Below are 20893 nucleotides of genomic sequence, written 5' to 3'. Positions count from 1 at the left end.
GCCGGCACCTCAGTTCGGGCGGGCGAAAATGGCAAATTCCTACGATCTCGCGATTGTCGGCGGCGGCATCTGCGGTCTGGCGACGGCGCTGGCGGCTTCCAAGCGCGGCAAGCGCGTCATTGTCATCGACCGTGACGCCCAGTCGAACGGCGCCTCGGTGCGGAATTTCGGCTTCGTCACCGTCACCGGTCAGAAAGCGGGCGAGACCTGGGGGCGGGCGCGCCGGTCCGCCGAAGTCTGGCGCGATATCGCCCCCAAGGCAGGCATTCCGGTGCTGCATGAGGGGCTTCTGGTCACGGCACAACGCTCCGAAGCGGTCGCAGTGCTGGAAGAGTTCACCGCGACCGAAATGGGCCGGGAATGCAGGCTGTTGACGGCGCAGGAGGCGGCGGCGAAGGCGCCGGTGCTGGCGGCGGACCGTCTCGCCGCGGCGATGTGGAGCCCGCACGAGGCGCGCGTCGAACCGCGCCAGGCGCTGCCGAGGATCGCGCAGTACCTGCAGGCCGAATGTGGCGTCGACTTCCGTTGGTCGACCGCCGTGATCGGTGTTTCTGACGGGGGCGTGGAGACGACCGCGGGCACGGTCGAGGCAGAGGGGGTGGTCGTCTGTCCCGGGCCCGATCTGGCAACCCTGTTTCCCGAACGTCTCGCTGCCTACGATCTTCGGCTCTGCAAGCTGCAGATGCTGCGCGTTGCGCCGCAACCTCCGGAATGGAAGCTGCCCGGCGCGGTCATGTCGGATCTCAGCCTGGTGCGCTACGAGGGCTATACGGGGCTTGCAGCCTCCAAGGCCCTGCGGGCGCGTCTCGACCGGGAACAGCCGCAATGGCTGGCCCATGGCATTCACCTGATCGTCGTGCAGGGGGCTGACGGCTCCCTCGTGGTAGGTGATTCCCATCACTATGCCGCGACGCCGGATCCGTTCGCGCCGGCCGCGGTGGAGGATCTGATCCTCGAGGAAGCGGGCCGCGTGCTGGCGTTGAAGAACAGCAAGGTCATCGAGCGCTGGACCGGGGTCTATCCGTCCGCCGCCGACCGCACGGCCTTCATCGACAGTCCGTCCGAGGGTGTGCGCATTCTTGTCGTCTCCAGCGGCACGGGGATGAGCACCGCGTTCGCGCTCGGTGAGGAAACCGTCGCATCGCTCTACGGCGCGGCGTCATAAATTCGGAAGGAGTTCCAGATGTCCGCGGAAACACTCGAGCTGAAAGCCGTCATTTTCGATTGGGCCGGTACGATCATCGATCATGGCAGCCGGGCCCCGATGGGGGTTTTCCAGCGAGCCTTCGCGGCCTTCGACGTTGAGATCACCATCGATGAGGCGCGCGCGCCGATGGGATTGCCGAAATGGGATCACATCAAGGCCGTCGGAACCCAGCCGCGGATCGCGGAAGTCTGGGAGAAAGCGCACGGCGCGGCATTCACCGATGCCGATGTCGACAGGATCTACGAGGTCTTCGTACCGATGAATGTCGACGTGATCCCGGATTTCGCGGACATGATCCCGGGGGCGCTTGAAACCGTCGGCACCTTGCGGGAACGCGGTCTGAAGATCGGCTCCACAACCGGCTACAACCGCGAGATCATGGAGCGGCTGGTGCCGATCGCCCGCGATCTCGGCTACGCGCCGGACAATCTGGTCTGCGCGGGAGATCTTGCACATGGCCGGCCGACGCCGCTGATGATGTACAAATGCTTCCTCGATCTCGACGTCTGGCCGGCGGCGGCCTGCATCAAGGTCGACGATACCGAGCCCGGTATCGCGGAAGGCAATGCTGCGGGCTGCTGGACCGTTGGCGTCACAGTCTCGGGCAATGCCTTCGGGCTCTCCCGCGAGGAGACCGAAGCGCTTGACGAGGCGAGCTTCGCCGCGCGCAAGAAGAAGGCGGAGAAGACCCTCAGGAGCGCCAATCCGCACTATCTGATCGACAGCGTTGCCTCGCTGCTCGACGTCGTCGACGATATCTCGGCCCGGCTGGCGAAAGGCGAGCGTCCATAGCTATTTCGTCGCAGGGGTCTTACTAAAGCTGGATGCGGTCACGAAATGTAAAGACAATCGTGCAAATCTCTCTTTGCGCGCGGCCGCTGCGGCTTGCTATGGCTTGACCGTGACGCCGATTGGCAACTTTCGACCTGTTTGACCGAACATATGATCACTCCGCTCAGGCGCCTCATGCGTTACCGGCTCGTTATTCCCATTCTGCGGGGAACCGATTTGCCGGACTATACCGCCCGCGGGGTCGGCATCGGCGTCGCCGTTTCCCTGACGCCGCTGGTCGGGATTCAGATGCCGATCGTTGCCGGGATCTGGTCGCTTATCCGCCTGTTGCGTCCGAACTGGACCTTCAATCTCGTCGTTGCACTGGCCTGGACATGGCTGACCAACGTCTTCACGGTGCCGATCGTCTATTACATTTTTCTGCAGACAGGTAACCTGATGCTGGGGCGCTGGGACAATCTCAGCGCGTTCGAGCATTTCGCGGCGCGTCTCGATCAGATTCTCGGGCAGGACATTTCCGGGATCATGGCGGTCTGGGTCTATTTCACCGCGATGCTGGACGAGTGGGGACTGCCGCTGTTCGTCGGCTGTCTTCCCTGGATGATCGGCGGCGGCTGGCTGAGCTACCGCTGGAGCCACGTCTATATCGAGCGGTTCAAGAAGGCGCGGCGGGAGCGCCAGGCCAGGAAAGCGGCGCGGAAGAAGGCGGCGCCGAAGTCGGGGCAGGCGATCGCGGAAAACGGTCGCTGATTGTTTTCTTTTCGTCGGGTGGGGGAGCCAGATGAGCGAGCACAGACTTGATAGCAGTCCGAAGACGGTTCACTGGGGCTTCTTCGACGCAGCGCTGGAACCGGTCCTGCGGGTGGCCTCCGGCGACGAAGTGATAATTTCGAGCATATCCGGCGACAAGCCGGTCCTGCCGGGCCCGGGTTACACCGTTCTGCCGGAGCACCTTGAAGTCATCGAGACGATGCGGCCGGGCCTTCCCGGGCATATCCTGACCGGGCCGGTCCATGTCGAGGGCGCGAAGCCGGGCGACGTGCTGCAGGTCGATATCCTAGACGTCAAGCCGCGCCAGGACTGGGGCTTCAACTACAGTGCGCCGCTCAAGGGTACGCTGCCGGACGAATTCGACGAGATCAGCCATGCGACTATCGCAATCGACATGGAGCGCAACGTGGGGCGTCTGCCCTGGGGGCTCGAGCTCCCGCTCGCGCCGTTCTTCGGCGTCATGGGCGTCGCGCCGCCGCCGGCCTGGGGGCGGGTGAGCACGATCCAGCCGCGGGCCAATGGCGGCAATCTCGACAACAAGGAGCTGGTCGCGGGCAGCACCCTCTATCTGCCGGTTTTCGTCGAGGGTGCGCTGTTCTCGGCGGGCGACGGGCATGGTTGCCAGGGCGACGGGGAAGTCAATGTCACGGCTATCGAGATGGCGCTGCAGGGCCGCTTCCGTCTGACCGTGCGCAAGGACATGAGCCTGAAGCTGCCGCGCGCGGAGACGCCGGATCACTTCATCACCATGGCCTTCAACGAGGATCTGGACGAGGCGGGCCGCGAGGCGCTGCGCCAGATGCTGGACCTCATCACCGAGCGGACCAACCGCAGCCGGCCCGAGGCCTACATGCTTTGCAGCCTTGCGGCGGACTTGCGCGTCACCCAAATGGTGAACGGAAACAAGGGCATCCATGTTATGCTGGCGAAGCATCTGCTGGCCGCCGGGTAATTTCGGGAAGATCGTTTTGGCTAAACCGTTCCGCAATCTGTCTCTTGCCGTGATCTGCATGGCCGTGCTGGCGGGCGCGTTCGGTGTCGCCGGTCCGGCCACGGCGGAGCGTGTTTCTCCGGACAAGACGAACCCGCGGCACATGTCGCGCGCGCCGGAGCGGCCGGAATGGCGGATGAAGCGGGTGACCCTGGAAAAAAGCACGATCTACGAGAACGCGGCGAAGCGCGGCCTGCTCATGCTGGAGAGCCGGGCCTTGAGACAGGTGGCCGATTTTGACAAGCAGGCGACGGACGCCTGCCGCGACGGTCGCTTCAACCGCTTCGGCGGCGGCATCGCGCGGATCGGCGGGCGAACCTACAGGGCTGCCCGCGCGCGCGACATCCGGCGGCCGCGCAATTACCCGATCGAGCAGGGCGTCTACATCTTCACCCGGGAAGGCTCGACCCGCTGCACGGTACATCTCGCCGCGGACAGGTAACGCGACGATGCGCCTTCCCTATTTCTTCTTCGGGACCCTGATGGATCCGGACGTGTTGCAGCTGGTGCTCAGGCGGTCGCCCGGGGCGCTTTCCTCCTCAGCCACTCTGCATGGGTACGCGCGCGTCAGGGTCACGAACGAGCCTTATCCCGCGCTCGTCAGCGCGCCCGGCGCCCGCGTCGACGGGCTGCTGCTGCGGAACTATACCGACGAGGACGACCGGCGGATCCGCTATTTCGAGGATTTCGATTTCGCCATCGAACAGACCGTGGTCGAAACGGCGGCCGGCCCGGAGGACGCCCATTTCTGCGGCGCGGTGAGCAATATCGCGCCGACGGATCTGCCCTGGTCCTACGAGGAATGGGTCCGCACCGAAAAGCAAAGGTTCCTTCAGGTCGCCGAAATCTACATGGCTGCGTACGGCACCCTCGACGGCGAGGCCGCGGACAGGCTCTGGCTGGATACGGTCGCGGAGCTTTTCGGCCGCTGAGACCGGCCTTCCGCTTCAATCGAAATGTTCGTGCGGCAGGTAACCAAGGCCGAACCGTTCGCGCCAGGCAAGGAACAGCCGCGCGGTGTCGATCGCGTCTCCCTCGGCCCGGTGCGCGGTACCGGCGCGCTCCAGCTTCATGACCTCGAGCGCCTCGTCGAGCGAGATTCGGCGTCCGCCGGCGAGCACGTATTCCTGCACCTGGCAGAGATCCAGATAGCAGTGAGAGGAGGGGTCGACGGCTTTTTTCGCCCGGACCTCGGTATCGAATAGCTCGTTGTCCGAGCCCCAGCCGAGCCAGAGTTTCGAACTCGCCCCGTATGTCTTGCGCAGCCGGTGGCAGGCGTCCTGGAACCGGATCCCGTCGGCGGCGATCATCTCCGCGGTGATCCCCGTGAAGTCGGAACAGAATGCCGAGATCTGCGAGTCTACCGGCTTGGTCAGGATCGAGGCGGTACGGACGATCTCGTCGCGTTTCAGGTCAATTTCGGCGAGCCCGATCTCGATGATCTCCGGACGCTCGCCCTCCGGCGGCGGACCGTCCCAGCAGGTCAGTTCGAGATCGACGACCAGAACGCGGTCGTGCCGGAGATTCTTGTGCATCGATGCCGGTTTCCGTTCCGTGCGGGCGACGGCGGAGGGCCGAAATGCAAAGCCCCACCGCGCGTCTGCGTCAGGTGGGGCATAGCATTTTTTAACGTCTGTTGCATAAGACAGACTGTCGAGCCCAAGGCTCTCTGCTTTTCATATTTCTGCGGACTTACCGGCGGCCCGGGCCGCCTCGTTGCCGTCGCGTCCCTTCGTCAGAGACGCGCTTCCTGCATCGGTGGTTCCATCGCGTAACGATCTCCCTCTTTGGGTTTCGCCTTGTCCGGATGGGACGAAGAAAGCGTGACTCCGAACGGACCGCGGGTCAACCGGATGGGGGCGAATCACCTTGCATAGCAAGTTTCCCTGCTTTGCGCGCTCCGCATGCCGGTGCTACCAATCCAGTAAAATCATGGCGCTAATAAACAAGGGAGCAAAGGGATGGATCTCGGACTGAAAGGCAAGCGCGTCCTGGTGACGGGCGCGTCGAAAGGCATCGGCCTCGGATGTGCGCGCGCGTTTGCGGCTGAGGGCTGTACTCTCGATCTCGTTGCCCGCGACAAGGACCGGCTGGAACAGGCGCGGGACCTGCTGGCCAGTGCGGGCGCGGACTGCGCGATCCATCCGCTGGATCTCTCCGCGCCAGGCGCCGTCGAGCGGCTCAGCGAGGCCGTTCCGGTGCCGGATATTGTCGTCAATAACGCGGGTGCGATCCCGGGCGGCGACCTGCAGGCGATCGACGAGGCGACCTGGCGTCAGGCCTGGGATCTGAAGGTGTTCGGCTACATCAACATGGCCCGCGCCTTTTATCCTATGATGAAGGCGAAGGGCGGCGGCGTGATCTTCAACGTCATCGGCCTCGCCGGCGTGAAGCTGGATCCGAAATACATAGCGGGAACGGCGGGCAATGCCTCGCTCAATGCCTTCACCAAGGCGATGGGGTCGAACGCGCTCGCCGACGGCATGCGGGTACTCGGGGTCAATCCGGGTCTGGTCGCGACCGACCGGCTCGTCACCCTGTTGAAGACCAAGGCATCGGCGGAAAAGGGCGACGAGAGCCGCTGGCAGGATTTCCTGGCGGGCCAGCCGCTCGGACGGGCCGCGACGGTTGAGGAGATCGCCGACGTCGTGACCTTCCTTTGCTCGCCGCGTGCCGGCTGGGCGACCGGAATCGTGGTCGATCTCGACGGCGGCCAGACCTACCGCTGAAACTTACCATGAACCTCGTGGAAGCGGCCTCTCCGGAGGCCGCTTTCGTTTTTGCCGGAATTCTCGGAATCACCCGCATGTCGGCGTGTCGGATCTATTTACAAGCCCCCCGAAATCTGGAACCAAGGCGCCATGTCATATTCGAGCGCTGCCTACAGGGCCGTCTCCCATCCGATCCACCTGCCTGTGAAGCCCTATTGGGTCTATGGCGCCGATGCCCTGACACAGAAGCTGGTCCGGCTCGTCGCGCGGCTCCGCCCGGGGGCCGATTGCCTTGGCGTGATCGGACCGGACCAGGAGCTTCCCGCGCCGCAGGGAGCGGGCTTCGTCTTGATCACAGATGCGGACTGGGAGGAGCGGGCGCGCCGGCTTTCCGGGGCCGGTTGGTCTGCCGAACAAGTCATGGTCCTGCCGCTGGCGGTCGATTGCCCATCCAGCGGCTTTTCCCGGTTCCTGAACGAAATGTCCGATCTCGTCGACGTATCGGACGGTCCGGATAGGGTTCACCTGCCACAGGACATGGCAACTACGATCCTGATGCGCGAGGGCATCGCGAAGCTCGAAGGTGGCCGTATCGGGATCTCTTCCACGCTCTATCCGTCTGTACACGAGCCCAATCGTCTCAAACAGGGCGCCGGCGACATCCGCCGGGTCCACGATGCGCTCGCCAACGAACGGAGCCGGAGCGCCTATCTGTCCGTTCTGCGGGATCCGCCACACGCGCGGCTCGATGCCTTCGTCGGCACCATGCTGCGAGGGCAGCAGTATTTCGAGCATGTCCGGATCTCGCCGGGCGACACGGTGCTGAATTTCGGCGTGTTCGACGGATTCGAAATACCGGGTTTCGCGGCCCTGATGCACGGGGAAGGGCGTCTGATCAATATAGACCCGCTCGGCCATACCTATCTCAGCCGCTATGTCCGCGATGCGATCGACCAATATGAGGGGCTCGTCGAGCTGTTTCCCTATTGCGTCACTGACCAGGACGGGGAGACGGACTTTCTCCAGTACGACGATGGCCAGGCCGCTTCGCATGCTCATGCCATGAAGGCCGAGGCGAAGGCGCGGAGCGGTAAGCCCCTCCCTGTCTATCCGACGCGCAAGCTTTCTACCCTGATTGGAGAGATCGCGCCCGAGCGGATCGACCTGATGAAATTCGACGTCGAGGGCGCGGAGGAAATGCTGATCGACGACCTACCGGAGATCGTCGCCCGCTACCGCCCGCAGATCGCGCTCAGCGTCTATCACGCGACCCGGCATCTCTGGGAAATGCCGCTGCAAATGATGGCCATGTGCGAGAATTACGAGTTCCGCTTCGGGAGCTATTCGATGACGCGGTACGAGTCGATCCTCTATTGCCTGCCGCGGGGCTAGAGCTTCAGCTTGAAGCCTTCGTGGCTCGCCGTGAAACCGAGGCTCTCGTAGAACCGGATCGCGTCGGTCCGGCTCTTGTCGCTGGTCAGCTGGATGATGCGGCAGCCGCGCTCCCTGCAGGTCGCGATCGCCCATTCGAGCAACTTGCGGCCGATACCGCCGCCCCGCGTGCTCGAGGATACCCGCACCGACTCGATCTGGCCGCGCCAGAGGCCCTGATGCGAGAGGCCCGGCAGGAAGGTCAGCTGCAGGGTTCCGACAATCTCGCCCCCGCGTTCGGCGACGGCGAGCAACTGGTTACTGTCCTTGTCGATTGCCGAGAAGGCCTCCCGATAGCAGTCCGCGACCGGAACGCTGGTATCCTCGCGCTGTCTGCCGAGGTCGTCGTCGGCGAGCATGGCGATGATGGCCGGGAGATCGGCTTCGCTGGCGCGGCGGAAGGTCAGGGACATTGGCTGGCTCTTCGGATCGGTCAGGACGGACGGCTTCTATAGCGCGCCATCATTTCTCGCGCGAGACGTAAACCCCGTCCCAGTCCGCCGGTGGCGGATCCATCCTGAAGCTGGCGATCCGCGCCTCGTAGAGATCGTAGAATTCGTCCAGCCTTTCCCGGAGCCCGCCGGCGCGTTGTCGGGCGGCCGCCAAATGCTCCGCCGCATCGTCCCAGCGCTGCGCCCGGAAGGCGTCGATCATGGCCGCGTTCTCATCCGCAAGCGCCTGGAAGGCGGGATCGGCGGCTTTCCCGGAATCGCCGAGCACGGTGAAGATCCGGATCGGGACCGTCTTGCCCTTCACGGTGATCAGATCGAGTTCCAGCACTGCGTAGTCCTTGACCTCGTCTTTCGTGCTTTCGCTGACGACGATCTCGACGCCGTAGGTCTTGCATTGGCCTTCCAGACGCGAGGCGAGGTTCACACTGTCGCCGAGTGCGGAATAGTCGAAGCGCTGGTCGGAGCCGACATTGCCGACACAGGCTTCGCCGGTATTGAGCCCGATGCCGATGCCGATCTCGATATCCGGCTGGCGCCTCGCCGCCGCCTCGAGCTTCAGTTCCGAATTCAGCAGCACCAGCCGTTCGCGCATCGCGAGGGCGGAATCAACGCCCTGCCGGCCATGGTCCGGCACGTCCAGAGGCGCGTTCCAGAAGGCCATGATGCAGTCGCCCATATATTTGTCGATCGTGCCCTGCCGGCTCATGATGATGTTGGTCATTGGCGTCAGGAAGCGGTTGATCAGGTGGGTCAGTTCCTCCGCGTTCAGCTTTTCCGAGATCGTCGTGAAACCGCGGATGTCGCAGAAGAGCAAGGTCAGGGGCCGGATCTCGCCGCCGAGCCGGAGCTGGCCCGGATCCTGTGCCAGGCGCTCGATCAGGGCGGGCGCCATATACTGGCCGAAGGCGGTGCGGATCTGCTTGCGCTCGCGCTCGGTCGAGACGAAGCGCAGGAGCGAGGCGCTGGTATAGACCGCGATCCCCATGATGCCGGGATAGATCGGGTCGAGCAGAAGGGCATGGTCGGTATAGGCGTACCAGCTTGCGGCGACGCCGGCGCCGACGATGCCGAGGCTGAACAGCGTCGCCGGCAGGGTCGCGATCTGCGGCAGGGCGAAGATCAGGATGATCAGGCCGCCGAGGAACAGCAGCAGCAGGATTTCTGCTCCGTCGGCCCAGTCCGGGCGGAGCAGGAAGTCGCCGAAGAAAGCCTGTTCGATCACCTGCGCGTGGACGGTGACTCCCGCCGCGTTGGGATCGAGCGGCGTGGTCTGCTGGTCCTTCAGGCCGACGGCGCTGGTGCCGATGATCGCGATCGCACCTTCGAGTCGCGGCAGGGGCTCCGTCGCCTCGAAGACCTTCCAGGCGGCAAGCGAGCGATCCGGCACCGGCCCGGTATCGTGCAGCAGGACTCGTCCGCCCTTGTCCGTCGGCAGGACGATCTGGCCGACCTTGACCTCGACGATCCCGGTCGCCTCGCCGAACGCCTCCTGGCCACTGGCGCCGGAGGATTTCACGACGAAGGTCGAGGCGCCCTGGGCGACCCGGAGAATCTCGGCCGAGAGGGACGGGTACAGCCTGCCCTTATGTGCGACGAACATCGGCACGCGCCGTACCACGCCGTCGCTGTCGGTGAAGGCATTCAGACTGCCGATGCCGGATGCCGCCTCGTCGATCTCCGGCAGGTTCGGCGTGGCGCCTGCAAATTGCGTGAGAAACTGGAGCGGATCGTCGCCGGTGGTCGCAAAGCCTGCTTTGACCGGAGGTGTTGCCCCGATGTCCTGCTGCGTCAGGATAAAACCTGAAACGGTCGCCGCCGGGACCGACGCCATGGTCTCGGCGAGCAGGGCGTCGTGGTCGAGCGTGCCGCTCTCCCGGATCAGCGCCGAGATCCTGCCGGAACTATCCCGGCCGGCCAGTTCCGCGAGCAGTCGGGCCGGAGATGTCCTGTCGGGTTCCGAGAACACGATGTCGAAGGCGACCAGCGCCGCGCCGTGATCGCTCAGACGCTGTACCAGCTCGGCGATCCTCGTGCGCGGCCACGGCCATTGACCGTGCCGTTTCATGGTCTCCTCGTCCAGATCCACCACCACCACGGGCACGTCCTGATAAAGTCGCGGCGATAGGCGCTGGTAGTTGTCGAAGATGCGGAGACGGAACTCTTCCAGCAGGATCGGGTCGGCTATGCGGAAGGCAACGGCAAGAAACAGGACCACGGCAGGGAACAGGATCTGCAGTTTCTTACCGCCCAGAAATCTCATGCCTCTCCGCCCGTCGGAACCACGCCGAGCAGACAGTCTGCCACGGCTGCTGCCGCTAGAATACTGATTCCCGACGCTTTTGCGGCGCCGGGGCGATTGCGGGACGCGGTTCTGCAGCGTAGAGTCCGGCCCAGTCTTTCGCGAGAGCCGACGATGATCGACTATACAGGATTGCGGGACCTACTGCGCGAACGCGGGCACGACGTTCCGGATGGCGATCCCCCGGCCCCCGGGCGTCCGGACCGGGCTCTGGTCTCCGCCGGTCTCGTCGGCGAGGCCGAAATGGCTGAGGCCCTCGCCGCCTATCTGAACATTCCGTTCGCCGGACCGGAGCGCTTTCCCGCGGCACCTCTTGCCGCCGGCGGGGCGACACTGTCTTTTCTCCGGCAGTCCCGAGTTCTGCCGGTTGCGGAGGATGCGGGCAGCCTGACCCTCGCCATGGCGGATCCGCTCGACCGCGACGCTGTGCAGGCGATGGGTTTGCTCGTCGGCAAGGAAATCTGTCTTGAGGTCGCAAGTCCCTCGGATCTCGACCGGGCCTTCGACCGTCTCTACGGCAAGAGCGGGGATGGCGTATCCGTGCGGGGCGGCGAGGCCGCGGCCCGGACGCCCGCCGAGGATGGACCGGCCGTCCGGCTGCTGGAGGATCTGGTTCGTACCGCGATTTCGAACCGCGCCTCCGACCTGCATCTTGAACCCGCGGCGGGAGGACTTCGCCTTCGCTACCGTATCGACGGGAGGCTGATGGAACTCGGTGCCCGCCCGCCCGCCTATCTGACAGATATGCTGATCGGCCGGATCAAGGTGCTCGCCGGACTCAACATCGCCGAGAAACGGCTGCCGCAGGACGGGCGGGCGAGCATGAACGTGGCGGGCCGGAAAATCGATATCCGGGTCTCGACTGCGCCGACGCTGAACGGGGAAAGCATCGTTCTTCGCCTGCTCGATCCGGAGCGCGGCCCGACCGATATCGAGAGTCTCGGTCTCGCCGGGCCGGTGGCGTCTGCCCTGACTGATGTGCTTTCGGCGCCCCACGGCATGGTGCTGGCGACCGGCCCGACCGGCAGCGGCAAGACCACGACGCTTTACGCGGCCCTGCGCCGGCTCAACCTCGCCGAGCGCAAGATCGTCACATTGGAGGATCCGATCGAGTACCGGCTCGACGGGGTGAACCAGATCCAGGTCAATCCGCGCATCGGCCTTGGCTTCGCCAACCTCCTGCGCTCCGTTCTCCGGCACGATCCGGACATCATCATGGTCGGCGAGATCCGCGACGAGGAGACGGCTCGGCTTGCTGTGCAGGCGGCTTTGACCGGGCATCTCGTGCTCTCCACGCTGCACACCAACGATGCGCCGGGCGCCGCGGCGCGGCTGATGGATATGGGGATCGAACCCTATCTCCTGAGCGCGTCGCTGAGAGCCATTCTGGCGCAGCGTCTCGTCCGCCGGCTCTGTCCCGACTGCAGGACGATGGAACCGTCAGAGGCCTCGGTTGCTGAACGTCTCGGGCTTGAGCCCGGAACGGAAATCGGCCGCGCGGTCGGCTGCGCGCGGTGCCACGAGACAGGGTATCGTGGACGTCTTGTTCTCTCGGAAATCATGCCGATGGACAGCCGCCTCGAGACCGCGATCGCCGAACGGGCGGATGCGGGGCGGCTGCGTTCGGTGCTCGACCCCGATCTCTCGATGCTGGCAGACGCGCGCCGGCGTCTCATTGCGGGCGAGACAACGGCAGAAGAGGTGCTTTCCGTCCTCGGCGGCGCGCGGATCTGAAATGGCCGTTTCGCAGGGTGATCTCCGGCTGTTCTTCCGTCAGCTTTCCACCCTGCTTGAGGCCGGTCTTCCGGTGGATCGCGCTTTCCGCGTGGTGGCCGGGGACCGGTCGATGGCCGGTCTTTCGGAGCTGGCGGCCGGAATCGCCGGACGGATCGAGGCGGGCGAAAGTCTCTCTGCGGCGATCGAGGCGTTGGACGGACCTTTTGACGGGTTCGACCGCGCCGTCATCGCGGCTGCGGAAAAGACCGGGGAACTCGGCCCCGGCATCGCGGCGCTTGCCCGCCACCACGAGGCCCGCCACGCGGAGCGGGAGAAGCTGCGCTCGGCGCTGACCTATCCGGCGGTCCTGACCGTCGCCGCGCTCGCGGCGATCACGGCGCTGATGGTCTTCGTCATTCCCCGCTTCGAGCCGATCTTCCGCCAGGGCCGGACGGACATGCCGGCTCTGACAGAGGCGCTTCTGACGCTCTCGCAAGGCATTCGCGATTTCGGCTGGATCGGCCTGATGCTGATCGGTGTTCTTCTGGCCGGTCTGTTTACCCCGGCGGGACGCCGACAGGCCGACGAGGCCCTGCTGCGACTGCCTCTCTTCGGGCGTCTGCTCGAAAGCCTCGAGGTCGAGCGCTGGGCGCGCGGCCTTGCTTTGCTGGCCGGGCGCGGCGTTTCCCTGCCGGAGGCTCTGCGCATCGCGGCGGCACTTTTCTCGAACGCGGTGATGCGGGAGGCGGGAGATATCCTGGCGGACCGGGTGCGGGAAGGGCGTTCGCTCTCCACGGCGGCGGCGGAAAGCGGGCGCTTCCCGGAGGCGGCGATCCAATTGATCCGGATCGGCGAGGAGAGCGGAAATCTCGATATGATGCTGGAGCGCGCGGCGGAGTATCACGGCGGGGAGGCGCGTGGCCGGCTCGCGCGGCTGACGGCTTTGATCGAGCCGGTCATCATCCTAGTATTGGGCGGCATCGTGGCCATCGTCACCGTCGCCCTGATGCTGACCGTGACGAGCCTGAACGATGCATTGCTCTGATGGGGGCTCTGGGGAGGAGCGTATGATCCTGAAGCGAAGGTCCGGACCGGACAGCCGCAGACGTCGGGGCGAGGAAGGCTTCACCCTGCTTGAACTGCTGGTCGTGCTGGTCATTCTCGGACTCCTCGCCGCACTTGTCGGTCCCCGCGTCATGGGTGTGCTCGGCAAGGCGAAGGGCGATGTCGCGGCGGCGCAGATGGACAATCTCGGGACCGCGCTCGATCTGCTCCATCTCGATGCGGGGCGCTATCCAAACACAGAGGAGGGGCTTCGGGCGCTTGTCGCGAAACCCTCTGGCATGGAGCGGTGGAACGGTCCCTATCTGCAGAGCGAGACGGTGCCGCTGGATCCCTGGTCGCGGCCCTATCTCTACCGGCAGCCGGGCGAGAACAAGGCGCCCTATCGCCTGTCGACACTCGGCGCGGATGGCGCGCCGGGCGGTGAGGGCGAGGATTCCGACCTCCACAAACCATGAACCGGGACGACGGGTTCTCCCTGCTTGAAACCCTGGTCGGCCTGACGCTGATCGCGCTCGTGGCCATGCTGCTGGCGGAGACGCTTGGCGCGGGGATATTCGCCTCCGGAAAGGCGGAACGGAGCGCGGGGGCGATGAGCGCGGCGCGGTCCGTTCTGGCGGAACTCGGTGTCAGCCGGCCGCTTCGTCCGGGCGAGATGTCCGGCGAGTTCGGTGCGGGCGGCGGCTGGACCGCGGCGGTTGCCGAACGGGTGCGGACGGGCCTTCTCGTCAGCTACGACATCAGGCTTGACGTGACCCTCGATGGATCCGGCGTGACCCTCGATGCGGTCAAGACCGTGCCGCTCGGAGAGAGCCGGTGAAGCGGTCCAGCTCCGCCGCCCGCGATGCCGGCTTCACCCTGATGGAGCTGCTGGTCGCCCTCGCTCTGATCGGTCTGGTCTCGTTGCTCGCGACGGGTCTCATCCGGTTCGCCGCCGACGGCGAGCGCCGCCTCGCTCAGCGAGCCGCGGAGATCGGGGACCGAATCGCCTTCGAACGCCGGCTCCGACGGGAGATGAACGCGGTGCTGCCCCTGCTGGACTACGAGTCCGGCCGGCCGGAGAGCAGTTTTGCGGGAGACAGCCTGAGCTTCCGATTTATTGCTGCGGCAGGGGACGGGCCACGCCGCCGGGTCCTCTCCATTGCCGGAGAGGGCGCGGTCGAGTTGCGCGAAGGTCGCTTCGCGGAAGCGATCGCGCGTTTCGCCCCGGGTGCACAAAGTATCTCCTATTACGGCCTGAGAAACGGTGAAACGGAACCGGGATGGCATGAGGTCTGGGCGGGCGAGCTGGTGCCGCCGCGCCTGATCCGGCTCGAAATGGACGAGGCTCCGGGGCTGGTCGTCGCCATCCCTGCGGAAAGGGCGGACCAGTGACGCGGCGCGGTTCGACAGGCGAAAACGGCACGGCGATGCTGTTGGCGCTGGTGCTTCTGGCAGTTGCGTCCGGCCTCCTCCTCGGATTGACGGGGCTGGGGCGTTCAACGGTCGGCAGTACGGGAACAGCCGTTGCGCGCTCCGGGAATGCGGTCCTGCTTGAGAGCGCGATCCAGGCGGTGATCCCGGAATTGTTCGACGAGACGGTGGCCGGGAAGATCGGGGAACGGGCGACTGTCCGGACCGTGCGTGTGGGCGAGGAGGACGTCGAGGTGAAGGTCGCGGATATCTGCGGGCGCTGGGACGTCAATCGCGGCAATCTCGATGTCCTGGCGGAACTGTTGGCCGGTTTCGGAGCGGAAACATCGCGCGCGGCCTCTGTCGTCGATCTCCTGAGAGAGGCGCGCTTTGCGCAGGAACCCTTCGTCGACGTCTCGCAAATGCTGGCACTTCCGGGGCTGAACGCCCACGAGCGGGAAGGGCTCGCGAACAATGCGACGGTGCATTGCGGGGCTGAGTTCGTCGATACCGATCATGCCGCGCCGGAGCTGGCAGCGGCGGTGCGGCGGGCCGAGCGGACCGACGGTGTCGGGATCAGTGGACGTGGCGGCGGGCGCACGTGGCACCTCTCCGCCGAGCGCGAGACCGGTCCCGGCACGCTGGTCGCCGTGAGCGCTGTAATCGCACTTTCTCACGACATCCAGCGGCCCGTGCGCATTCTTGAATGGCGGTCAAGTGAGTAAGTCCGTTTGCCGCTTCTGTCCGGCCTTGTACCATGGCGCGAAACGAACCCAGGGGCGGGAGGACAGGTGACGGGGCTCGGTGCAATTATCGGAGCATGGGGAGAGGGGCTGGCGGCAGGTTTGCCGCGGCGCCTCCGTTCCATGCTCGGCCGTTCCCTGACAATCGTCGAGCCGGTAGCCGGCGGATTTCTGCTGTTTGCCGCGCGTAGCGGGAACGTTCAGCCGAAAGGCACAGCAAGCACTGGTGACCTGGCAAGACATCTGGCTGCCCTCGGATCGCCTGTCGCGCTCGTGGTGCCGGCGGCCGACCGGGTGAGCGCACCGCTGTCCGTCCCCGCATCCGCCCGCCGCGCGCTCGGTTCCCTGCTGGATGGCGAGGTGGAGCGGCTGACCCCTTTCAAGCGCGGGGAGGTCAGGCTGGCCTACGATCTGCTGGAGGAGCGCGACGGTAAGCTGCAGATCCGTCTGCACGTGGTTCCCAAGACCCGGCTTGAAGCGGCGCTCCGGCAATTCGAGGCCGCAGGCGGCGGCAAGCCCGCCCTGATGATCGCCGGGGCCGAGCAAATCCGGGCATCCTCAGCGCTCGATTTCAATGCTGCGCCCGTCACGGCGCAGGGCCGGCGCGGCTTCCTCTGGCCCGCAATGGCAACCCTCTCGATCCTGCTGGCGCTGCTCTCGCCACTGCCGAAGCCCTATGTCGAATTGCAGGACGTTTCCGCCGGGATCGACCGTCTGCGGTCCGAGGTCGCGTCGGTTCAATCGGCACGGGCCGCGCTCGACCGGCACCGGACGCTTGCGGAACAGCTTCAGACAGCCCTCGCGGCGAGCCCGGACGCGCCGGGGCTGCTTGATGCGGTCACGCAGGCGCTGCCGGACGATGCCTGGCTGACCGGCTTTGAGGTCCGGCCCGGGCGGCTTACCCTCGAAGGCTTCGCGCGTGACGCGAGCGGTCTGCTCGAGGAACTCCAGGCCCTGCCAGGGGTGACGGAAGTCAGGTTCGAGGCGCCGGTCACCCGCGATCCCGGCGGCGGCGAACGCTTCCGGATCGGCGCCGCTCTGGAGCCTTCGGCACGATGACGGGCGTAAACCGCATTTCTCCGCTGCTCTCCTGGGCTCTGCTCCTCGCCCTGCTCGCCGCCCTCTGGGCCGGGCTGCTGTCGCCTTTGCAGGACTGGAGCGCCGAGGCCGCCCGGCAACTCGACCGGCAGAAACAGATCCTTGCCCGGCAGACGGCCCTGCTGGGACAGGTGGAAACGATCGAGACGGCGCGCGTCCGCGCGGTTGAGGCCGAGAAACGCTGGGACATTCTCCGCTCCGGCGGCGACGGCGCCGTGCAGGCGGCCTTTCAGGCTCAGCTCCGCGATCTCGCATCCGCCGCGGGTGTCGCGCTCACCCGGCTTCAGGTCGGCGAGGTCGAGACGGAGGAACTGTATCGCCGTCACGCGCTCAGGATCGACGGCGACGGATCGCTCGAACAGATCCAGTCCCTCCTGATCGCGCTCTCGAACGCGCGTCCCGTGATCCTCCTCGAGGAGGTCTCGATCCGGACGGTATCGGCGGAGCGACCGCTTCGCCTGTCGCTCGGTCTGCGCGCACTGTCCGCGAAGGAACATTGAGATGCGCGGATTGAAATTCCTGATGCCTGCGGTTGTCCTGTTCGGGCTCGGGACCGCCGCCATGCCATGGTTGCAGGCTCCGGAGCCAGTCGTATCCGAGGCGCCGGAATGGGCGCCCCCGCCATTGCCGGAACTCGTGCTGCCCGGAGCGGAGACAAGCTATCCCGAGACCCTGCGCCGTCCACTGTTCCGCTCGACCCGGAGGCCCGTTCCCGATGCGCCGGTCGTTCAGGCTCCCGCTCCGGCACCGCCGCAGCTTGTCGGCTATCGCCTGACCGGTATAGTCAGCACGGGGGCAAGAAGCATGATTCTGTTGGAAACACCCGGCGGTTCGTCGGTGCAATTGGTCGAGGGGGAAAGCGTGGACGGCTGGACGGTCGAGAGCATTGCGGAGACGGCTGTGATTCTCTCCCATGGGGAGACCCGCGTCGATCTGTTGAGTGACGCCGAGGAGACATCCGCCGGGAGCGGCGGGCGCAACACGAGATGGCTGCCGGCCGCCGGACAGAAACAATGATGGCGTCTCTTCGCTTCGCGCTTCTGGCCGCGATTATTGTTACCGGTCTCGCCGCGTGCGACCGGATTGGCGGGGGGCGTCCCGAGGCCGGACGCGACGTTCCCTCGATCGCGAATGCGCTGGACGAAGGCGATGCCGGAAAGCCCGGCGCCACACGTGTCGATTCCGAGCTTTCGAGTACCGATCCCGCGACGCTCGCGCCGGTGGACGAGGTTTATCCGGGAACCGCGCGCGGCGCCGGTCGCGTCGCCGAGACCTCGCCACGTCCGGTCGGCACGCTCTCCGTCTCCTTTGACGGTGCCGGGCTTGAACAGGCTCTGAAGGTCATCATCGGCGATCAGCTCGGGCTCTCCTACGTGCTGCCGCCGGATCTGACCGGCCGGGTCACGCTCCGCACCGCGCGGCCCCTGACACGGGGCCAGATGACGGTCCTGCTGGAAGGATTGCTGGCCTCGCACGGGCTTTCTGCTGTCTATGAGGGCGATCTCGTCCGCGTGGTGCGCGGGGCGGCAGGCAGCGAAGGCGGCACCGGCATCGGACTGGCTGGAGGTCCGGGCTCCGGCGCCGAGGTCTTCTCCCTCAGCTATGTCTCGGCGACGCAGATGGTACGGTTGCTCGAACCTTTCGTCCGTGCCGGACGTGTCCTGCCGGTGGGGCTCGCGGACGATCTCGTGCTCGTCTCGGGACCGGCGACCGAGCGCCGCGCGGCGGAGCGGGCGATCGGGCTGCTGGACGTGGACCGGCTCGCGGGACGGTCGGTGGCGATCATCGGGCTCGCCAATGCCTCCGTCGACGCGGTGATCCCGGAACTGAACGAGCTTTTCTCCGCCGGTGGCGAGGGGGCGAACGGCATCGTCCGCTTCACGCCGATCGACCGGCTCAACGCCATCCTGGTGATCGCGGCGGACGAGGGGCAGGTGGTCCGGGCGCGGACCTGGATCAAGCGGCTCGACCGCACCCGCAACGCGGACGAGCGCCGACTCTTCGTCTATTTCGTGAAGCATGGCGAGGCCGCCTCGCTGGTGAAGACGCTCGAAGGCGCCTTCAAGGATGACGGCTTCCTCGGTGGTTCTGTCCCGGACAAGAATGCGGCCGGCGTTGCAGGTGGCGATGGCGCAGAGAGGGTCCGCGGCAGCGGGCCGCGCTTCAACGCCGACGGGTCGAGCAATGCGATCTTGGTCTGGGCGACCGGGCGGGAATACGAGCTGATCTCCGAGGTGCTCGCCAAGCTCGACATCACGCCGCTGCAGGTGCTGATCGAAGGCACTGTGCTGGAGGTCTCGCTGCAGGACGACCTGCGCTACGGACTGCAGTATTTCATCGAGACCGGCGAGTTCAGCGCGATCTTCACGCGCGGGACGAATGCGAACACGGTATCTCCCCTGACCCCCGGTTTCGGGATTTCGATCGGCGGGCCGAACAGCAGCAAGATCGTGATCGACGCGCTTTCCGAACTGACCGATGTCCGGGTCGTCTCCTCGCCGCAGCTTTTGGTGCTCGACGGCGGCACGGCGCGGCTCCATGTCGGCGACCAGGTACCGATCGTGACCCGGACCTCTTCGGCGACGGTGACCGACGACAACCGGATCGTGAACGAGATCGAGTACCGCGACACCGGGGTCACGCTCAATGTCACGCCGAAGGTGAAGGCGAGCGGCGTGGTAACGCTCGAGGTCTCGCAGGAAGTCAGCGATGTGGTGCGGACGGACAGCTCCGACATCGACTCGCCAACGATCCAGCAGCGCCGGGTGGTCAGCACCGCGGCGGTGGAAAGCGGGACGACGGTGCTGCTGGCCGGGCTGATCCGTGAGATCCAGAACGACGTGAAGTCCGGCATTCCGGTCCTGCATCAGCTGCCCGTCGTCGGCGATCTTTTCGGTACGACGGACAAGTCGACTCAGCGCACCGAGCTGGTCGTGCTGATCACCCCCAGGGTGATCCGAAACCGTGAAGAGGCGACGGATGCGACGCGCGCGCTTTTGCGCCAGTATAGGGGACTGATCGACCAGTTCCAGGCGCCGGACACTTCTGCTCCGGTCGCACCAAAACAATAATCAGGGGATGAAACATGAAGATGCGGGCGGCCGTGCTGCGGCAGAGCGGGGCGAAAGCGCCATATGAGACATCGCAGCCGATTTCGGTCGAGGAGATCGAACTCTCGAAGCCCGAGGCGGGCGAGCTGCTGGTCCGGGTGATCGGCGGCGGGCTCTGCCATTCCGACCTTTCCGTGATCAACGGCAGCCGGCCGCGTCCGCTGCCGCTGGTGCTCGGCCATGAAGGCGCGGGCGAGGTGGTCGAGGTCGGGCCCGGCATTCGCGACCTGAAGCCGGGCGATCCCGTGGTTTTCCAGTTCAGCGCCAATTGCGGACGCTGCCGCCGATGCCTCGAAGGCCGGCCGCAGATCTGCGAGGTCAATGCAGCGGCTCGCGCCAAGGGCGAGCTTATGGGCGGCGGCCGGCGGCTGAAGGCGGCCGACGGTGAGATGCTGGCGCATCATTCCGGCGTCTCCTGCTTTGCCGAATATGCCGTCATCGACCGGGGCAGCTGCGTGAAGGTCGACAGCGACATCCCGCTGGAGACGGCGGCGATCTTCGGCTGCGCGGTGATGACCGGCGTCGGCGCCGTGCTGAACACCGCCCGGATCCGGGCCGGCGACACGGTCGCGGTGATCGGGCTCGGCGGAGTCGGGCTGAACGGGCTGCTCGGCGCGAAGGTGGCCGGTGCAGGCGCCGTCATCGCCATCGATCTGAACGACGATCGGCTCGGCCTCGCGCGCCAGCTCGGCGCGACCCACACCTTCAACGCGGCCGACCCGAAGTTGACGGAACAGGTCCGCGACATCACAAGGGGCGGAGTGGATTTCGCCTTCGATTTCGCCGGCGTGGTTCCCGCGCTGGAAACCGGCTACAGCCTGCTGCGCACCGGCGGCGAACTGGTGATCGCCGGGCTCGCGCCCGCCGACAGCAAGTTTTCCTTCAGTCCGCCGCAACTGGTCTCGGACGAGAAGGCGATCCGCGGCAGCTACATGGGCGGCTGCGTGCCGGTCAGGGACATTCCGCGCTTCATCGATCTCTACCGTCAGGGGCGTCTGCCGATCGACGCATTGATCAGCCGCTCGGTCGGGTTCGAGGACATCAACGAAGGCTTCGACCGCCTCGCCGACGGATCGGCCATCCGGCAGATCCTGACGCCGCACGCGGCGGCCTGAGGA

The 20893-nt window shown here is 65.9% G+C and carries 22 protein-coding genes; 19 read left to right on the top strand and 3 right to left on the bottom strand.

Translation table 11 applies throughout. The features are described 5' to 3' along the window. The first annotated feature begins 28 nt into the window (after positions 1-28). From JJ959_RS16210 to JJ959_RS16185, 6 genes are all read left to right on the top strand, one after another. Positions 29-1165 carry a TIGR03364 family FAD-dependent oxidoreductase gene (locus tag JJ959_RS16210; RefSeq protein WP_292885754.1) on the top strand — a complete coding sequence of 379 codons (1137 nt, stop codon included), beginning with the start codon at positions 29-31 and terminating at the stop codon, positions 1163-1165. Between the two features lie 18 nt (positions 1166-1183). Beyond that, complete coding sequence (phnX, locus tag JJ959_RS16205; protein WP_292885751.1) at positions 1184-1999, top strand: phosphonoacetaldehyde hydrolase; 816 nt, start codon at positions 1184-1186, stop codon at positions 1997-1999. Positions 2000-2149: 150 nt separating this feature from the next. Beyond that, the gene (locus JJ959_RS16200; RefSeq protein WP_366817075.1) at positions 2150-2749 is read left to right on the top strand and encodes a DUF2062 domain-containing protein; all 600 of its coding nucleotides are present in this window, start codon (positions 2150-2152) and stop codon (positions 2747-2749) included. A gap of 31 nt (positions 2750-2780) precedes the next feature. Next, positions 2781-3722, top strand: coding sequence for an acetamidase/formamidase family protein (locus JJ959_RS16195; RefSeq protein ID WP_292885745.1), 942 nt, complete (start codon positions 2781-2783; stop codon positions 3720-3722). 16 nt (positions 3723-3738) lie between these two features. After that, on the top strand, positions 3739-4203 hold the full coding sequence (locus JJ959_RS16190; protein WP_292885742.1) for a hypothetical protein: 465 nt from the start codon (positions 3739-3741) through the stop codon (positions 4201-4203). A 7-nt stretch (positions 4204-4210) separates the two neighbouring features. Then, positions 4211-4693 carry a gamma-glutamylcyclotransferase family protein gene (locus JJ959_RS16185; RefSeq protein WP_292885739.1) on the top strand — a complete coding sequence of 161 codons (483 nt, stop codon included), beginning with the start codon at positions 4211-4213 and terminating at the stop codon, positions 4691-4693. A gap of 15 nt (positions 4694-4708) precedes the next feature. Here JJ959_RS16185 and JJ959_RS16180 read toward each other — a convergent pair whose 3' ends face one another. After that, positions 4709-5296: a 3'-5' exonuclease gene (locus JJ959_RS16180; RefSeq protein WP_292885736.1), complete on the bottom strand. Its 588-nt coding sequence runs from the start codon at positions 5294-5296 to the stop codon at positions 4709-4711. A 426-nt stretch (positions 5297-5722) separates the two neighbouring features. On the opposite strand from JJ959_RS16180, the gene JJ959_RS16175 reads away from it, so the two are divergent. Beyond that, on the top strand, positions 5723-6490 hold the full coding sequence (locus JJ959_RS16175; RefSeq protein ID WP_292885733.1) for an SDR family oxidoreductase: 768 nt from the start codon (positions 5723-5725) through the stop codon (positions 6488-6490). A gap of 132 nt (positions 6491-6622) precedes the next feature. Beyond that, complete coding sequence (locus JJ959_RS16170; protein WP_292885730.1) at positions 6623-7864, top strand: FkbM family methyltransferase; 1242 nt, start codon at positions 6623-6625, stop codon at positions 7862-7864. Here the strand turns inward: JJ959_RS16170 and JJ959_RS16165 are convergent. Both JJ959_RS16165 and JJ959_RS16160 read right to left on the bottom strand, forming a co-directional pair. After that, on the bottom strand, positions 7861-8316 hold the full coding sequence (locus tag JJ959_RS16165; protein WP_292885727.1) for a GNAT family N-acetyltransferase: 456 nt from the start codon (positions 8314-8316) through the stop codon (positions 7861-7863). The two genes, JJ959_RS16170 and JJ959_RS16165, sit on opposite strands and share 4 nt — an antisense overlap. Before the next feature lie 49 nt (positions 8317-8365). Continuing rightward, a complete protein-coding gene (locus tag JJ959_RS16160; RefSeq protein WP_292885724.1) occupies positions 8366-10615 on the bottom strand; it encodes an adenylate/guanylate cyclase domain-containing protein in 2250 nt (749 codons plus the stop codon). Between the two features lie 153 nt (positions 10616-10768). Between JJ959_RS16160 and JJ959_RS16155 the strand changes: the two genes are divergently transcribed. The 11 genes from JJ959_RS16155 to JJ959_RS16105 all read left to right on the top strand — a co-directional run bounded on the left by JJ959_RS16155 (position 10769) and on the right by JJ959_RS16105 (position 20890). After that, positions 10769-12388: a GspE/PulE family protein gene (locus JJ959_RS16155; protein WP_292885721.1), complete on the top strand. Its 1620-nt coding sequence runs from the start codon at positions 10769-10771 to the stop codon at positions 12386-12388. 1 nt (position 12389) lies between these two features. Next, positions 12390-13415, top strand: coding sequence for a type II secretion system F family protein (locus tag JJ959_RS16150; RefSeq protein ID WP_292885718.1), 1026 nt, complete (start codon positions 12390-12392; stop codon positions 13413-13415). A gap of 22 nt (positions 13416-13437) precedes the next feature. Then, positions 13438-13890, top strand: coding sequence for a type II secretion system major pseudopilin GspG (gene gspG, locus JJ959_RS16145; protein WP_292885716.1), 453 nt, complete (start codon positions 13438-13440; stop codon positions 13888-13890). Further along, positions 13887-14252: a type II secretion system protein gene (locus JJ959_RS16140; RefSeq protein WP_292885713.1), complete on the top strand. Its 366-nt coding sequence runs from the start codon at positions 13887-13889 to the stop codon at positions 14250-14252. Before gspG ends, JJ959_RS16140 begins: the two co-directional genes overlap by 4 nt. Further along, a complete protein-coding gene (locus JJ959_RS16135; RefSeq protein ID WP_292885710.1) occupies positions 14249-14806 on the top strand; it encodes a prepilin-type N-terminal cleavage/methylation domain-containing protein in 558 nt (185 codons plus the stop codon). The genes JJ959_RS16140 and JJ959_RS16135 overlap by 4 nt, the downstream gene beginning before the upstream one ends. Further along, a complete protein-coding gene (locus JJ959_RS16130; protein WP_292885707.1) occupies positions 14803-15549 on the top strand; it encodes a hypothetical protein in 747 nt (248 codons plus the stop codon). Before JJ959_RS16135 ends, JJ959_RS16130 begins: the two co-directional genes overlap by 4 nt. Before the next feature lie 66 nt (positions 15550-15615). Beyond that, complete coding sequence (locus JJ959_RS16125; RefSeq protein WP_292885705.1) at positions 15616-16626, top strand: PilN domain-containing protein; 1011 nt, start codon at positions 15616-15618, stop codon at positions 16624-16626. Beyond that, a complete protein-coding gene (gspM, locus tag JJ959_RS16120) occupies positions 16623-17165 on the top strand; it encodes a type II secretion system protein GspM (RefSeq protein WP_292885702.1) in 543 nt (180 codons plus the stop codon). Before JJ959_RS16125 ends, gspM begins: the two co-directional genes overlap by 4 nt. A 1-nt stretch (position 17166) precedes the next feature. Next, positions 17167-17682 carry a hypothetical protein gene (locus JJ959_RS16115; protein WP_292885699.1) on the top strand — a complete coding sequence of 172 codons (516 nt, stop codon included), beginning with the start codon at positions 17167-17169 and terminating at the stop codon, positions 17680-17682. Further along, positions 17679-19736 carry a type II secretion system secretin GspD gene (gene gspD / locus JJ959_RS16110; protein ID WP_292885696.1) on the top strand — a complete coding sequence of 686 codons (2058 nt, stop codon included), beginning with the start codon at positions 17679-17681 and terminating at the stop codon, positions 19734-19736. The genes JJ959_RS16115 and gspD overlap by 4 nt, the downstream gene beginning before the upstream one ends. Positions 19737-19750: 14 nt before the next feature. Next, positions 19751-20890: a zinc-dependent alcohol dehydrogenase family protein gene (locus JJ959_RS16105; protein ID WP_292885693.1), complete on the top strand. Its 1140-nt coding sequence runs from the start codon at positions 19751-19753 to the stop codon at positions 20888-20890. Positions 20891-20893: the final 3 nt, after the last annotated feature.

The organism is Nisaea sp., from assembly GCF_017640745.1.
Classification (GTDB): Bacteria; Pseudomonadota; Alphaproteobacteria; order Thalassobaculales; family Thalassobaculaceae; genus Nisaea.
The sequence above is the reverse complement of the archived record's forward strand: the minus strand, read 5'-3'. Positions and strand labels throughout refer to the sequence as shown.